Raw genomic sequence first — 15,562 nt, 5'->3', positions numbered from 1 at the left:
CCTTATTCCTGCCGTAGTGACAGTCCCAACGCTAACCGCCAGCAAACGGACCGTGAATTGTGACGATAAGTGGCGAGTGGGAGCGTATTTTTTTCTTGATGTAAATCATTCTCATTTTCACGCTATCATGTTAACTTGCTTTTAATATGCAACTTATAGTGAGGGCATCGTCATGAGCGCAAGTGAGAAAGCCGGACATACATTTTTAGCCAGCCTGGGGAAAACCCGTTTGCGACCCGGCGGCGTTGAGGCTACCGAGTGGCTGTTCAGTCAGTCGAATCTCACGGCGGACAGTGTCGTGCTGGAAGTCGCCTGCAACATGGGTACCACGTCCATCGAACTCGCCCAGCGCTTTGGCTGCACAATATATGCCATCGATATGGATAAAAACGCACTGACGAAGGCCCGGCAAAACGTCGCGGCTGCGGGTCTACAGGATAAAATTCAGGTGCTGGATGCGAACGCCACTAAATTGCCTTTCGCCGACGAGGCCTTCGATGTCGTGATTAACGAAGCGATGCTGACCATGTACGTGGACAAGGCGAAATCCCGGCTGATTAATGAATATTATCGGGTGCTCAAACCCGGCGGTCGCCTGCTGACACACGACATTATGTTCACCCATGAACATCTGGAGGCGGTCAGACAGACGCAACTGGAAGACGTTGTGAAATCCAACGTCAGCCCGATGACCCGAACGGCATGGAAAGCACTGTTTATCGCCAACGGCTTCCAGTCGGTCAACACGCATCACGGCGAGATGTCTCTTATGTCCCCGTCAGGGCTGATTCGTGACGAGGGTCTGACGGGCACGGCGAAGATCCTGTTTAACGGATTGCGAACCCGTGAGAACAGGACGCGCTTTCTGGGGATGTTCCGCTTCTTCCGGCACCATCGCCATCAGTTGAACTACATCGCCTGCTGCTCACGGAAATAATGTCCAGGTGGCCTGACGCAATGGTCTGTTTATTGATCCTGTGCGCTAGCGGCCAGTTCAGTCACTTTTAAAGTTGTGGACACGGTAGTAGGGCTTTCATGGACCCCCGTGGTTGAGAACTCACACCATGCAATTCCGGACCGCTTTTAACCGTTTCATAATAGCGGGCAGTCACCTGCCCGCAAATATCAACAGATACTTTTAGCATTAAGCATCCAGGCCTAAAACCACGGGGGTGGATCGATAACCAATTCCCATACGGTCGATTCCCATATCAATCAATTGCAGGAAGTGTTCACGCGTACGTATACATCCAGAACCTTTTACTTTGCAGCGTCCCTTTGCCGCATCGAGCATCACCTGAATCACCTCTGGTGTAGCACCTTTACTTTCGCCGCCGGTATAGAACCCGGTGGATGTTTTGACGAAATCCGCCCCGGCGCGGCATGCGTATTCCGTGGCGGTTGCAACCTGTTCCAGCGTTAACGCATCGGTTTCAAAAATCACTTTCAACAGGGTGTCGTAACGATGAGCAACGGCTGCCACAGCCCGGATGTCCTCTTCAAATTCCTGCCATTGCCCACTGCGGATAAAACCATAGTTGGCGACGATATCGAGGTCTTCAACGTCACCGTTTTGACAGATAATTTCGGCCTGCTTGACTTTGGATACCGTTGACGATGCGCCAAACGGGAAATCACACACGACACAAATGCCGGTGTTTGTCCCTTTGCACATCGTCCTGGCGATGTCGAGATATGCCGGGTTTATGCACACGGTTTTACAATTAAAATCAATACCTTCCTGAATGTATTTCTGAACTTCCGCCAGGGTAAATTCTGGTTTGAGGACCGACTGATCGATGTACCGACCCAGCTCCTGAGGTGACATCTCTGCGGCTTTCTTTTGCGGCTTCATAGGCGATCTCCATTCATTGTTTCATTTGTATGATACATATTAGAGAGTGAAAGCGCGTTGTCAATATCTAAAAGAACAGGGGCAATCAGCATGTTAACTGGCGGGAAAAATCGACCCTCGCTTTAGCTGAATTCTGCCCGGCATTAAACAGGTCAATTTTAAAATTGCACTTATCCGCTCGGGTCACCGACGTCGTATATTCAAAGACAAAACCGTTCTCAAGGAATGAAACACGTTCAATATGGTAACCGGCCATGACTTTTTCCGTGCACTGCAGATAATGTGCGGCTGATTTGTTGATAATCACCGCTTCAATATGTTCAGTAGCATGCGCAATATTCAGCCCAAACTCATTTTTGAGAACATCATAAAGGGAAAGGGTGGCAAAGTCGTAAAACTCAATGCCGGGGCACAGATTCCAGGGAATACAGGTCGTTTCCAGAAGCAGGGGGGTGTCATCCCCCAGTCGGACTCGTTTCAGGATGAAAACCTTACGCTGCGTTGGCGTCAGGTTCAGTTTGTCAGCAACCATCTCATCTGCATCGCTCACTTCCGATTGCAGCACCAGCGAATGGGGTTTTATTCCCTGTTCCCGCATACTTTCAGTGAAATTATAGAGCGAATTGAGTCGGCGATTAATTTTCTTATCGGCAATGAAGGTGCCTTTACGACGCTGACGTACAATAAGACCTTCCTCAAGAAGTTCATTGAACGCCAGTCGAACGGTTGTCCTGCTGATATTAAGAATGTCACACAACTCATTTTCGGTGACGATTTTATCATGGGGCCTGAATACGCCGAGCTTGATTTGATGGCGAATAAACGCGGCCAGTTGCGAATACATAGAAGAACGAGTGCCTTCGGTAAAACGGAAGTTATCTTTGATAAAGAGTCCAGTGTCCATAGCATTCTCTTCTGACCTATTGTGTCACTCAAAGGTATCATACCATTAAATAGCCAGCCACGGCTGTCGCGCATTATGGTGCGTAATGACGTTTAAGATTTGTTATGGCGTGACGAACCCGCTGTCTGTCTTTCAACGCGACACCGGTGAGAATGGGCTCAGGCGACACGATGAGCAGCGAAGAGAGGGGCAATCAAATCATCAGGCAGGCGTAGGGGCATTCACAATGGTTCCAACCACCGAGAGAGGCATGACTAACATTGGCGAAGTTTGGTCAACGGGCAGCCGGCACTGCGGCGCCACGCGCCGGGAGCCTGACCGTACTGACGCTTGAAACTGCGGTTGAATGACTGCTGAGAGTCAAAGCCCAACGCGATCGCCACGTTCAAAATCGGTTCGTCGCTGTGGGTTAAGCGTTCAACCGATTTTCGCAGCTTTTGGGCACGAATATACCCGGCGAGGGGATAACCCGTATGTTCTTTGAAGAGGCGCTGGAGGTGCCATTTCGAATAACCGGCTCGCCTGGAAACGGTGTCGATGTCCAGGCGGTTATCAAGGTTGTTGTCGATCCAGTCGAGTAAATCGTGAATAAATGCGCCAGTGTTCATCTTGTTTCCCCCCGTCGCTTATTTAAAAGCATCTTTGTCTGTTGCATTTAAAGGTGGCCTGTTTTTGCATTAATTGCAAGTTTTATTGTTACACTTAAATCCTTGCCGGAAACGCGTCTTTTGGCACTGACACCAACAGCACATAAAGTGTATCAATTATTCTTGCACTAAATTTCACGCCTCCCTACAATCGCCGAAATAGTGTATTCGCAACTGTTACAGTTTTGTGGCGATGAACGACACAAATGTCCCTGAGCCAGCCCGGACAAAGGAAGTGGCGCGGTGTCTCCTGCTGCGTCTTGCCCGGCGGCTACAATTACCGGAATAAAAATAATGAGCCTGCAAAAAACCTGGGTTAGCTTTCATCTGCATGCGCTGGGAGCGATGCTGCTCGGCGTACTGCTCGTCGGTTGCGATGACGGTGTCGCCCAAAACGTCGCGCCACAAGCTCCCGCCGTCAGCGCCGCTGACGTGGTAATGAAATCCATTAATCAGTGGGATAGTTTTAATGGCAGGATTGACGCGGTGGAAAGTGTTCAGCTACGCCCGCGCGTCTCTGGCTACATTGATAAAGTGAATTACACCGACGGTCAGGAGGTGAAAAAAGGGGAGGTGCTGTTCACTATCGATGACAGGACCTATCGCGCCGCGCTGGAACAGGCGCAGGCGACGTTGGCGAGAGCCAAAACCCAGGCAAGCCTCGCGCGAAGTGAGGCGAACCGTACCGATAAATTAGTCAATACTAATGTCGTCTCCCGCGAAGAATGGGAGCAGCGCCGTTCGGTCGCCACCCAGGCACAGGCCGACATCCGCGCAGCGCAGGCGGCCGTTGATGCTGCGCAACTTAACCTGGATTTCACCAAAGTGACCGCGCCTATTGAGGGTCGCGCCAGCCGTGCGTTAATCACCAGCGGTAATCTGGTCACCGCGGGGGACAGCGCCAGCGTGCTCACCACGCTGGTATCGCAGAAGACGGTTTACGTCTACTTTGACGTGGATGAGTCGACCTACCTTCATTATCAAAACCTCGCCCGCAGCGGGCAGGGCGCGTCCAGTAATCATCTGGCGCTACCGGTTGAAATTGGCCTTGTTGGCGAGGATGGCTATCCCCATCAGGGAAAAGTCGATTTTCTTGATAATCAGTTAACGCCGAGTACCGGCACAATCCGTATGCGCGCGCTATTAGATAACGCGCAGCGTCAGTTCACGCCGGGACTCTTTGCCCGCGTACGCCTGCCGGGCAGCGCGGAGTTCAACGCCATGCTTATCGACGACAAAGCGGTGCTGACCGATCAGGATCGCAAATATGTTTATATCGTTGATAAAGAAGGTAAAGCGCAGCGCCGCGATATTACACCGGGGCGTCTGGCCGCCGGATTACGCATCGTGCAGCAGGGACTGAACCCTGGCGACAGAGTCATCGTCGATGGTTTACAAAAAGTGTTTATGCCGGGTATGCCGGTTAACGCGAAAACCGTCGCCATGACCGCCAGCGCCACCCTCAACTGATCCCTTACCTGAGAATCCGCCACATGGACTTTTCCCGCTTTTTCATCGACAGGCCGATCTTTGCCGCGGTGCTGTCGATTCTGATTTTTATCACAGGATTAATCGCCATCCCGCTGTTGCCGGTCAGCGAATATCCTGATGTCGTACCGCCAAGCGTACAGGTGCGTGCGGAGTATCCAGGCGCCAACCCGAAAGTGATTGCGGAGACCGTGGCAACGCCGCTGGAAGAAGCGATCAACGGCGTTGAAAACATGATGTACATGAAATCCGTCGCAGGCTCTGACGGTGTGCTGGTGACCACCGTCACGTTCCGTCCGGGCACAGACCCCGATCAGGCGCAGGTTCAGGTACAAAACAGGGTATCCCAGGCCGAGGCGCGTCTGCCGGAAGATGTGCGCCGTCTGGGTATCACCACCCAGAAACAGTCGCCGACGCTCACGCTGGTGGTGCATCTGTTTTCGCCTGGCGGTAAGTACGATTCACTGTATATGCGCAACTATGCCACGCTAAAAGTGAAGGACGAGCTGGCGCGTCTGCCTGGCGTTGGTCAGATCCAGATTTTTGGCTCAGGCGAATATGCTATGCGCATCTGGTTGGATCCAAACAAGGTGGCGGCACGCGGATTAACCGCTTCGGATGTGGTAACGGCGATGCAGGAGCAAAACGTACAGGTTTCCGCCGGGCAGCTTGGCGCCGAGCCGCTGCCGAAAGAGAGCGATTTCCTGATCTCCATTAACGCCCAGGGGCGTCTGCATACGGAAGAAGAGTTTGGCAACATTGTCCTGAAAACCACGCAGGACGGTACGGTTGTCCGCCTGCGCGACGTGGCGCGTATCGAAATGGGCTCCGGAAGCTATGCGCTGCGTTCACAGCTTAACAATAAAGACGCGGTCGGGATTGGTATCTTCCAGTCTCCGGGGGCAAACGCCATTGATTTGTCTGACGCGGTGCGCGCCAAAATGAACGAGCTGTCCACGCGTTTCCCGGAAGATATGAAATGGGCGGCACCTTACGATCCTACCGTTTTCGTTCGCGATTCCATTCGCGCGGTAGTGCAAACGCTGCTGGAAGCGGTGGTGCTGGTTGTACTGGTGGTCATTTTGTTCCTGCAAACCTGGCGCGCATCAATTATTCCACTGATCGCGGTGCCGGTATCGGTCGTGGGCACGTTCAGCATTCTCTACCTTCTTGGTTTTTCGCTTAATACCCTGAGTTTGTTCGGGCTGGTATTGGCTATTGGTATCGTTGTGGATGACGCCATCGTCGTGGTGGAAAACGTCGAGCGAAATATCGAAGAGGGGCTTGCTCCACTTGAGGCGGCGCATCAGGCGATGCGAGAAGTTTCCGGGCCGATTATCGCCATTGCGCTGGTGCTGTGCGCGGTATTCGTACCGATGGCGTTTCTCTCCGGGGTAACCGGTCAGTTCTACAAACAGTTTGCGGTGACTATCGCAATTTCAACCGTGATCTCTGCTATCAACTCGTTGACGCTCTCTCCGGCGCTGGCTGCCCTGCTATTAAAGCCGCATGGCGCACCGAAAGACTTCCCGACCAGGCTTATTGATCGCCTGTTCGGTTGGCTTTTCCGTCCATTTAACCGCTTTTTCCACCGCAGCTCGAACGGCTATCAAGGGCTGGTTGGCAAAACGCTCGGACGACGGGGAGCGGTATTTGCTGTCTATGTGCTGCTGCTCTGTGCTGCTGGCGTCATGTTTAAAGCCGTACCCGGCGGGTTTATTCCAACGCAGGATAAGCTGTATTTAATTGGCGGCGTGAAAATGCCAGAAGGGGCGTCGCTGGCACGCACCGATTCGGTGATCCGCAAAATGAGCGAAATCGGTATGAATACCGAAGGTGTGGATTATGCGGTTGCCTTCCCGGGGCTTAATGCGCTGCAGTTCACCAACACGCCGAATACCGGGACCGTCTTTTTTGGCCTGAAACCGTTCGATCAGCGCAAACACTCTGCGGCGGAAATTAACGCGGAGATCAACGCTAAAATCGCGCAAATCCAGCAGGGCTTTGGTTTCTCCATTTTGCCACCGCCGATATTAGGGTTGGGGCAGGGCTCCGGGTATTCGCTGTATATCCAGGATCGCGCAGGTCTTGGTTATGGCGCGCTGCAAAACGCGGTGAACACGATGTCTGGTGCAATTATGCAGACGCCGGGGATGCATTTCCCGATCTCAACCTACCAGGCTAACGTTCCGCAACTGGATGTACAGGTCGATCGTGATAAGGCGAAAGCGCAGGGCGTGTTGCTGACCGACCTGTTTGGTACGCTGCAAACCTATCTGGGATCGTCTTATGTGAATGATTTTAACCAGTTTGGGCGTACCTGGCGCGTGATGGCGCAAGCCGACGGACCGTTCCGCGACAGCGTGGAAGATATTGCTAATTTGCGCACCCGTAATAATCAGGGCGAAATGGTGCCGATCGGCAGTATGGTGAATATCAGTACCACCTACGGGCCGGATCCGGTGATTCGCTACAATGGTTATCCGGCGGCGGATCTCATTGGCGATGCCGATCCTCGCATACTCTCTTCCGCACAGGCGATGACGCAGCTTGATAAGATGTCGAAGCAGATACTGCCGAATGGGATGAATATTGAATGGACGGATCTGAGCTTCCAGCAGGCCACTCAGGGCAATACGGCGCTGATTGTCTTCCCGGTTGCGGTTCTGCTGGCTTTCCTGGTGCTGGCGGCACTGTATGAAAGCTGGACGCTACCGCTGGCGGTGATCCTTATCGTCCCGATGACCATGCTGTCCGCTCTGTTTGGCGTCTGGTTGACCGGTGGTGATAACAACGTGTTCGTTCAGGTTGGTCTGGTTGTACTTATGGGGCTCGCCTGTAAAAACGCTATTCTGATCGTTGAGTTCGCCCGCGAGCTGGAAATCCAGGGGAAGGGTATCATGGATGCGGCGTTGGAAGCCTGTCGTCTGCGCTTACGCCCGATTGTGATGACGTCCATCGCCTTTATTGCCGGGACGATTCCACTGATCCTCGGGCACGGCGCAGGTGCAGAAGTGCGTGGTGTCACCGGTATCACGGTGTTTTCCGGTATGCTGGGCGTGACGTTGTTTGGTTTGTTCCTGACGCCGGTGTTTTACGTTACGCTGCGTAAATTCGTTGCGCGCGGTAAACCGGTAAGGGATGTTTTGCCTGTTTCTTAAGGCATTGCACATAACGAAAAAACCGCCTTCACCGTTAAGGCGGTTTTTTTGCAGTAGGGAAATAACTAATGCGCTTTTTTAGACCGGGCATCAATTTCAGGGACCGGATCGCAGCCGCTGGTATCGGCTTTTTTGACCTCTTCCAGCGCGCTTGCCACGGTATGGCGAGCTAATACCTCTAATGAAGCCTGCTCCGCTTCATCGGCGATAGATTTGAAGTACCAACACGCGTTGGCGCTGACCACGCAGCGAGCAGGTATGTCAGGACGCGACGCCCACAGTTTTTTATCTTCTATGACGGAAATGTAGATATCGCGCAGGGTGATCTTGTCCGCCGGGCGACCAAGATGAATAGAACCGTTGCGGCCAAGCGTTGAGACGATGATACCGTCACGCGTGAGCGGAACCATTAATTTGCGAATAAAGCTCGGATTCGCTTCCAGACCATAGGCCAGAATTGCACTTGTCGAACGTTCACCCGATTGCTCCGCCATCGCTACGCTGAGAACCATCTGCAAAGCTGTCGGGAAGCGGTAATCTAACATTTTATTGTCCTGGGTTGCGGTGAATCTTGTTCTTTTTGGCACCGCGGAGGTGGATAAACAGTAAGCATCAATATAACAAAAAGGGTAATTTTTTTGAAGCAGTGAACGATTGACCTGACAGGCAAAAATGCGTTTCCGGTACGCGCCGGAGGGGAGAAAAGCATCAATCGCGAACGCTTTATTGATCTCAAATTCAACGATAGCGGATCGCGATGCTGTCCTGGCTACAATCAATGTTTCACTTAACTCTTTATCTGAAAACTCCTTATCTGAAAACAACGGGAAACTACACGACAAACCTTCATGACATACGGCAATTGAACGCTATCGTAATGTCATTCGTGAATTGGGTCTGTCGAGTAATGTGCAAATCCTCTCTGAAATTTCTGCAAATATGATTTACTGAGACCATTCAGTTTTACCTCGCCCGGTGTTTTTTGCTTTATACAACGCTTCATCGACGCGTTTGATAAACGCACTGGTTTTTTCGTCTTTATTTTTAATGCCCAGCCCGATACTTATTGATAATGTGTTTTCTTCATCAATGGCGATTTTTGACGTATCATGCATAATCATGCTGGCATAGGTTGATAGTAATTTGGGATTTGCATTTTTTACCATAATGGCAAACTCCTCCCCGCCAATTCTTGTGGGTATGCAATTTTCTGATGAACAGGTGGAAAGTAATTTCCCAAACTTTCTGAGTGTTTCGTCACCTTTTACATGTCCGTATTGGTCATTAATCTTTTTAAAATGATCAATGTCAATTAAGATGAGACCCAGAGAAGGATAGGACAGGTCATGAATGGTGTTGATAAAAAAACGTCTGTTGGGTAGTTGCGTCAAATCATCGTATTTTGAAATTGTATTAGCCAGGGCATAGAGTTTTTCCAGGTCGCGTATTTTTTTATACCCCGAAATACAGACGAGAAAAATCCCCGCTAAGCGTAAAAAATTTTTCAGATAGCTGAGCCAGTGAGGCTGAAAGACGAGTTGTTCCGAAAACTCAAGCGTGGCGCCTGCCAGCCAGATGAGCAGGCCCGATCTCAACAGTACACTGTGTTTTGTGTACGCAGAAAATTTCCCGGTAAGATAAAGTGCCATCAACAGAAACAGAACAAGTGTTAGATCAAAATAAGTTTGTGGGTTTTGAAGGGCGCTACCAAAATAAACCGGTGGATAATTCCACCAGTTAACATAGAAAATAACAGCGATTATCAATATTCCCAACGCAAAGAGTATTAATGAACGTTTTGAGCCGTGACTACCTTTAGGTTCGCCTGGATATTGTAAAGAAAAATTCATTAGTATGCCTGCGAAAGCGTCTTTTTATAGCTATTGAGTGCGAACATTTTGATTTCTCCTGACGTCACTTTTCTCGTTTGCAATAAGCATACTGTATAAAAGACCAATGATAGCATTTGGCTATTGGAAGGTAAATATCGATCGTTGTTATCGATTAATAATAACGATCAATTGCTTATTTTCAATTGTTGAATTCTATCGATAGGTGAAACTCATGATATTTTGTATCTATACTTCCATTTCTGATTCTATTATTGGAATAAAATATCAATGTAACAAAAATTGTAGGGTTTAAATGTTGGCGCTGTCGTGGGATGGTTTTGTAAATATGACTATTGAAGAATGCCTGACCTGAGAGTGGTGTGTAAGCATCCCGCATAGGCGTCCCATTCACATTTAGCGATCGTCCGGCATACTCACTTTGCCAACGAAGGAGAGCGCTATGCGTAACACTCAGTTTTATTGAGCTTCAGGTCATGCCGGCATTCATTGATGATTTTCTTTGCCTGAACAATATCGTTGAATCAATGTTCACGCATAGCACCGAACGCACGCTACACCCAGGGGGATTTTCTGGTGACAGATGATAATCAATTCAGGTGTGTGGCGTAAAAATATCAGTCCATCCTTTCTGAAACTTTCAATTGATTAAAGCCTGTCATTTAATAATGGTGGTGATTTATTTTTATTGGACTGTATTAATATCAATGTTAATTATTCTTTATGCAATTAATGGGTATTGGTTAAGTTGTTATCTTTAGATTAATATGGAATCGGTTGTTGTTTTTTTATTCTTTTGTTTCCAGTTTGTAAATTATGAGATAAGCATAGAGTTGTCTTTTTCAATTAAAAAACAACATGATACGGTTTGCTTTGCGCGTGAGTTCCCGTCTTGTTTCAGAATGTCAATGTTTTTTTGAGATAATGAACACGTTAAAGTCCTCTCCCTTTCTGCCGATAGATACGCTGGCACATGTTCAAAACATGATCAATTTCAATATGTTAGCTTGACTCCGTCCTTGGGTGGAACGTTCCCGGTATTGTTCTGATTTTTTCACCGGGTGGCAGGGAAAAGGTGACTTTTTTTGTATGAGACAGCAGATGAAAATAAATAATTTTGGTGTTGGTACCCGAATGGGGGCTGGCTTCAGTATTGTTCTCACCCTTGTCGTTATTATGGCTGTAACGGGTATCGTTAAATTAAACGGCATATTGAAGGAGACCCATGCTATTACGGACAGGTTGCTGGTTCTGGAGCGACTCACGGGAGCGTGGGGGGCGGCAATTGACTATAACGGCGCGATGGGGCTGTCTGTGCTGACTTCCTCTGATGAGGGAATTAAAAAATTTGCCCAGTCAAAAATGAAAGTGGTGACAGAGCGCGTGAGTGCCATTCAGAAGGAACTGACAGAATTAATTGTCTCTGATACGGGTAAGTCACTCCTGGCGACCGTGGCTGATAAAAGAAAACTGTACATTGATATTCGCAATGAGGCGATTCGCATCAGCGAACAAGGGAATGGTGACGCCACCAATGCATTTATTCGCGAGAAACTCATTCCCGCCATGGAGGTCTATTCCGGCAGCGTAAAAGCACTGGAAGATTACGATAAAGCACAAATTGATGAAGCCGCTGATTCCATTCAGGGGAATGGCTCGGCAGCAATTCAGGCTCTGATTGTTCTTGGTGTCATCGCTATTCTCGTCGGCAGTCTGTTGGCGTGGTTTATCACTCGCGGGATAACTCGCCCATTGTTGTCTGCCGTTCATGTGGCCCGGGAAGTGGCGTCCGGTAATCTGGGCATCGAGGTTAAAGTGGAATCCCGAGACCAGCTTGGACAACTGATGCTCTCCCTGAGGGAAATGACGGAGAGTCTGCGTAATACAGTACGCAAAGTCCGTGAAGGGGCCGACAGCATAGCGTTAGCCGCGGCTGAAATTAATAGTGGTAACACCGATCTGGCATCTCGCACGGAAGAGCAAGCGGCAGGAGTGGAAGAGACCGCCTCGACTCTGGAAGAGCTGACGGCAACGATTAACAATACAGCAGCAAATACGGCGCAGGCGCATCGTTACGTGAGTGAGACAGCATCTGTCGTGAAACAGAATGGCGCAGTGATGAGTGAAGTGTCTTCCCGAATGCAGGAAATTTACGATTCCTCATCAAAAATGGCTGACATCATCCAGGTTATTGATGGTATAGCCTTCCAGACCAATATTCTGGCGCTGAATGCTGCAGTGGAAGCCGCGCGAGCGGGTGAGTCCGGACGTGGTTTTGCTGTGGTGGCTGGAGAAGTCCGTACACTGGCGCAACGCAGTGCGTCAGCGGCTCGTGAAATTAAGGAATTGATCGATGACTCTGTCTCCCGAATTGCCTCTGGCCGCAACCTGGTTGAAAAAGCAGATGGCGGCATGACGGGAATTGTTACCAACGTCCAGAACATGACTCAACTGATTGAGGAAATCGCGCAAGCGAGCCGGGAGCAGAGTGATGGGATTGCTCAAATCAACAGTGCGATGGGACAGATTGATACCACCACACAGCAGAATGCCGCGCTCGTTGAAGAGTCAGCCGCCGCAGCCTCTTCAATGCTGGAGCAATCCCGTGTACTCCAGGATATGGTCAGCGTGTTCAGTCTGAATGAGGAAGGAAAACAAGCCGCAAACATGGCCTCAGAAAAACGTGTTAGTCACCTGAGGGAAAGGAATAATGGCGAAAAATATGTGTTGTCCAAAAAGATAGCTTCGGAAACAGACAACTGGGAAACTTTCTGAGCACTATAAAAATGAAAAATCCACGCAATTGCGTGGATTTTATCGTTTAATCAGGTGGACAAATTTACTGTGCCACTACAGCCTGATGTTGTGCCGGCGTTCTCAAACCGGTTCTCACACTCAAAGCAGGATCCTACCTCACGCTGTTAGCCAGATAGCGTGCTATATGCTGACTTAAGATTTTCCATTGCCTGAACCAGGACTGAACGAGAACATCCCACATTGATCCTCATATGTTTCTCCCCGCCAGGACCGTACTGAATTCCAGGAGAAAGGCCCAGTTGTGCATCTTTAATGAAAAATGAGGCCAGTTCTTCGTCATCCAACCCCAGTTTTTCAGCATTCAAAAATAATAAATAAGATGCCCCGCCATAGATTACTGAGATTTTAGGGCAGTAGCGTTCAATTGATTGTTTCACAAAATTAACATTTCCAGCGAGGTAGACTCGTAACTCCTGATACCAGTCGTCACAATAGGTGTACGCTGAAAATATAGCTGACTGCTGAAGATAATTGGTTTCCGCGAGGTGACAGCGGTCAAGAAAACGATAGAGTTTATCTCGTAATTGCCGGTTCTTTATAATCATAAACCCGCCCTGAATCCCTGGCGTATTAAATGTTTTGCCCGTGGAGTGCAGGACGACAGATTGGTTTTCCATATCGTCATCGATATTAAAAAAGGGGATGTGCTTTTTATCTGTCAATGTTAGATCGCAATGCACTTCATCCGAGATGACAATTACGCCTTCTTCGTGACAAAAACGTTTTATCTTTAAAAGTATCTCTCTGCCCCACACAACCCCGCCGGGGTTGTGTGGGGAAACGAACAAAAATAGTTTGGATTTTTTCAATTTTTCTCTGAAATCATCCCAGTTAATATCATAGGTTCCATCATTCTCAATGAGCGGAGACTGGAGTAAATGACGATAACTACCAGGCACAAAATTCCGATATGGATCATATACCGGAGTGAGCGTCAGTATGTTATCACCAGGCTCCGTCAGCGCTAGTAGAGTTAAAACCACCGTTTTTATCACGCCGGGAATAAAATGTAACCATTCCTCATTAAGCAGGCAGTCATACTGTTTTTGATACCAGTGAATGACAGACTCCTTCCAGCCCGGATAATCCATGTTGTAACCCTGCACAGGCTGAGATAAAACCGTAGCCAGTTCTGTTTGAATAGCCTGTGGGGTTTTGAAATCCATATCTGCAATCCATAACGGGATGATATCTTCCGTGCCGAACATTTTTTTCATTTGTCCGATTTTGCGGCTAACAGGATCTCTGTCGATGACACTATCAAATAAAGACATATTTATTACACCGATATCTTTTAGGTTAATTTCGGTAATACTCTCTGTAAATCAGGAAGCTGTTGTATATTCAGGATCATCATTCGGCTCATAGCGTGCAATGCCAATACCCGTGGCCGCCCACAGTAAAGCAAAGAACACACCGCTGTAACATAAAATAGCCCATGGAAGATAATCGAGTGTGGCCACGTCCAGCATGGTGGCACAATACACCCCGGAAGCTGACCATGGAATAATCGGCTCAACCACCGTTCCAGCATCTTCCGTTGTTCGTGAAAGATTTTTTGTTGCCAGTCCTCGTCTTTTATATTCCTCTTTGAAGGCATCACCACACAGCAGCAAAGGTAATGTTCCATTTGCAGTGCAGGCACAAATAGTAAAGGCGCACACAATCGTTGTTAATACCAATCTGAACGTTGATTTTACTCCTTTTGTCAGTGCCCGGATGACTGTGTGAAGTGAGCCTGTCGCACTCATGGCGCCTGCAAAACTGAATGCACTAAAAACCGTAACGAAGCTGCTGAACATCGAGATTGCGCCACCTCGTTCCAGCAGACGTGGAAGATCTGAAGACAAAGAAGCAATATTCGCTCCCTCAGCCATGCTTAATCGGAATCCACTCACCACAGATTCGCCAACCGACGACGGAGCAAATGACTGAACTACAAGAGCCAGGATTACCGATACCAGCGTGGAAAGAAAGAGCATAGGAATAGGGGGTTTTTTGGTCAGGGAGCCGTAAAGCACCATAACAGGCGGCAACAGAAGCAGGATATTGAAATGATAGACTTTTGCGATTGACGTCATCAAAACAATAATGGTGTCTGGCGTTGTTGCGGTTGTGTCGATATTGAGTCCCATATACGCATAAACGATGCAGCACAAAATAAAACCGGGTCCAGTTGTCCAGAGCAGATGCCCAATATGGGAGTATAAATTGACACCTGCTGCTAATGCAGCCATGTTTGTGGAATCTGAAACAGGTGATAATTTATCCCCAAACCAGCATCCTGAAACAATTGCGCCTGCGGCAATTGCTAACGGTATATTCAGGCCAATGGCCACACCAATCATAGCAATACCGATTGTACCCATTGATCCCCACGAGGTACCAGTGCATACAGAAATGAGTGCTCCTAAAAAGAATGCAGAGATGTAAAAGTATTGCGGATTAATGATTTTAAGTCCGTAATATATCATCATCGGTATCGTCCCTGATACCATCCATGCTCCGATTAAAAAACCGATACTTGCCACAATTAAAATAACAGGCAAGGCTTCAGAAATTTTCTCACAAATCGAATTCAGTATATCGTCCCACGTATAACCGTGAGCAATAGCGACAAATGAGGCAGCGGCTGTACCTAAAAGAATCATGGGTTCCGCACGAATATCAAATACAAAATATCCAATGCTTATTGCAGTTAGCATGACGATCATAGGGAACAGCGACCAGAAAAAAGAAGGCTGTCGCTTATCTTTTAGCTTATTATATATCATTTTTTTTGCATTCCTGATGCTATTTTATATGGGTAGAGGTTCAGAAATAGATGTGTGTTCGCTAAT

Annotated in this window: 11 protein-coding genes; 4 read left to right on the top strand and 7 right to left on the bottom strand. The window is 48.6% G+C overall.

Annotated elements, in window-relative coordinates; translation table 11 throughout:
* The first annotated feature begins 172 nt into the window (after window positions 1–172).
* Window positions 173–937: a class I SAM-dependent methyltransferase gene (locus QQZ17_RS19510; RefSeq protein ID WP_152404266.1), complete on the top strand. Its 765-nt coding sequence runs from the start codon at window positions 173–175 to the stop codon at window positions 935–937.
* Between the two features lie 207 nt (window positions 938–1,144).
* Here the strand turns inward: QQZ17_RS19510 and deoC are convergent, their stop codons facing one another.
* From deoC to QQZ17_RS19495, 3 genes are all read right to left on the bottom strand, one after another.
* The gene (gene deoC, locus QQZ17_RS19505; RefSeq protein ID WP_152404268.1) at window positions 1,145–1,855 is read right to left on the bottom strand and encodes a deoxyribose-phosphate aldolase; all 711 of its coding nucleotides are present in this window, start codon (window positions 1,853–1,855) and stop codon (window positions 1,145–1,147) included.
* A gap of 85 nt (window positions 1,856–1,940) precedes the next feature.
* On the bottom strand, window positions 1,941–2,759 hold the full coding sequence (locus QQZ17_RS19500) for a GntR family transcriptional regulator (RefSeq protein WP_152404270.1): 819 nt from the start codon (window positions 2,757–2,759) through the stop codon (window positions 1,941–1,943).
* 254 nt (window positions 2,760–3,013) lie between these two features.
* Window positions 3,014–3,367: a helix-turn-helix domain-containing protein gene (locus QQZ17_RS19495; protein ID WP_152404272.1), complete on the bottom strand. Its 354-nt coding sequence runs from the start codon at window positions 3,365–3,367 to the stop codon at window positions 3,014–3,016.
* A gap of 333 nt (window positions 3,368–3,700) precedes the next feature.
* Between QQZ17_RS19495 and QQZ17_RS19490 the strand changes: the two genes are divergently transcribed.
* Together QQZ17_RS19490 and oqxB are read left to right on the top strand one after the other, a co-directional pair.
* Window positions 3,701–4,876: an efflux RND transporter periplasmic adaptor subunit gene (locus tag QQZ17_RS19490; protein WP_152404274.1), complete on the top strand. Its 1,176-nt coding sequence runs from the start codon at window positions 3,701–3,703 to the stop codon at window positions 4,874–4,876.
* A 23-nt stretch (window positions 4,877–4,899) separates the two neighbouring features.
* Entirely contained in the window at window positions 4,900–8,055 is a 3,156-nt protein-coding gene (gene oqxB / locus QQZ17_RS19485) for a multidrug efflux RND transporter permease subunit OqxB (RefSeq protein ID WP_152404276.1), read from the top strand.
* A gap of 65 nt (window positions 8,056–8,120) precedes the next feature.
* On the opposite strand, the gene QQZ17_RS19480 is transcribed toward oqxB, so the two are convergent.
* Both QQZ17_RS19480 and QQZ17_RS19475 read right to left on the bottom strand, forming a co-directional pair.
* Entirely contained in the window at window positions 8,121–8,600 is a 480-nt protein-coding gene (locus tag QQZ17_RS19480) for an RrF2 family transcriptional regulator (RefSeq protein ID WP_042318574.1), read from the bottom strand.
* 399 nt (window positions 8,601–8,999) lie between these two features.
* Entirely contained in the window at window positions 9,000–9,905 is a 906-nt protein-coding gene (locus tag QQZ17_RS19475) for a GGDEF domain-containing protein (RefSeq protein WP_152404278.1), read from the bottom strand.
* A 1,101-nt stretch (window positions 9,906–11,006) separates the two neighbouring features.
* Here QQZ17_RS19475 and QQZ17_RS19470 point away from each other — a divergent pair.
* The gene (locus tag QQZ17_RS19470; RefSeq protein WP_187696617.1) at window positions 11,007–12,680 is read left to right on the top strand and encodes a methyl-accepting chemotaxis protein; all 1,674 of its coding nucleotides are present in this window, start codon (window positions 11,007–11,009) and stop codon (window positions 12,678–12,680) included.
* Between the two features lie 146 nt (window positions 12,681–12,826).
* On the opposite strand, the gene QQZ17_RS19465 is transcribed toward QQZ17_RS19470, so the two are convergent.
* Together QQZ17_RS19465 and nhaC are read right to left on the bottom strand one after the other, a co-directional pair.
* Window positions 12,827–13,996: a MalY/PatB family protein gene (locus QQZ17_RS19465; RefSeq protein WP_152404283.1), complete on the bottom strand. Its 1,170-nt coding sequence runs from the start codon at window positions 13,994–13,996 to the stop codon at window positions 12,827–12,829.
* A gap of 51 nt (window positions 13,997–14,047) precedes the next feature.
* A complete protein-coding gene (gene nhaC, locus QQZ17_RS19460) occupies window positions 14,048–15,496 on the bottom strand; it encodes a Na+/H+ antiporter NhaC (protein WP_152404285.1) in 1,449 nt (482 codons plus the stop codon).
* Window positions 15,497–15,562 lie beyond the last annotated feature (66 nt).

Source organism: Citrobacter sp. T1.2D-1 (assembly GCF_950098555.1).
Classification (GTDB): Bacteria; Pseudomonadota; Gammaproteobacteria; order Enterobacterales; family Enterobacteriaceae; genus Citrobacter_A; species Citrobacter_A telavivensis.
This window is presented reverse-complemented; position numbering and strand designations above follow the sequence as displayed.

Bases quoted from the DNA above. Each gene is read 5' to 3' on its own strand.
- QQZ17_RS19465 (WP_152404283.1), bottom strand. From the start codon at position 13,996: ATGTCTTTATTTGATAGTGTCATCGACAGAGATCCTGTTAGCCGCAAA.
- QQZ17_RS19470 (WP_187696617.1), top strand. From the start codon at position 11,007: ATGAAAATAAATAATTTTGGTGTTGGTACCCGAATGGGGGCTGGCTTC.
- nhaC (WP_152404285.1), bottom strand. From the start codon at position 15,496: ATGATATATAATAAGCTAAAAGATAAGCGACAGCCTTCTTTTTTCTGG.
- oqxB (WP_152404276.1), top strand. From the start codon at position 4,900: ATGGACTTTTCCCGCTTTTTCATCGACAGGCCGATCTTTGCCGCGGTG.
- QQZ17_RS19495 (WP_152404272.1), bottom strand. From the start codon at position 3,367: ATGAACACTGGCGCATTTATTCACGATTTACTCGACTGGATCGACAAC.
- QQZ17_RS19500 (WP_152404270.1), bottom strand. From the start codon at position 2,759: ATGGACACTGGACTCTTTATCAAAGATAACTTCCGTTTTACCGAAGGC.
- deoC (WP_152404268.1), bottom strand. From the start codon at position 1,855: ATGAAGCCGCAAAAGAAAGCCGCAGAGATGTCACCTCAGGAGCTGGGT.
- QQZ17_RS19480 (WP_042318574.1), bottom strand. From the start codon at position 8,600: ATGTTAGATTACCGCTTCCCGACAGCTTTGCAGATGGTTCTCAGCGTA.
- QQZ17_RS19475 (WP_152404278.1), bottom strand. From the start codon at position 9,905: ATGAATTTTTCTTTACAATATCCAGGCGAACCTAAAGGTAGTCACGGC.
- QQZ17_RS19510 (WP_152404266.1), top strand. From the start codon at position 173: ATGAGCGCAAGTGAGAAAGCCGGACATACATTTTTAGCCAGCCTGGGG.
- QQZ17_RS19490 (WP_152404274.1), top strand. From the start codon at position 3,701: ATGAGCCTGCAAAAAACCTGGGTTAGCTTTCATCTGCATGCGCTGGGA.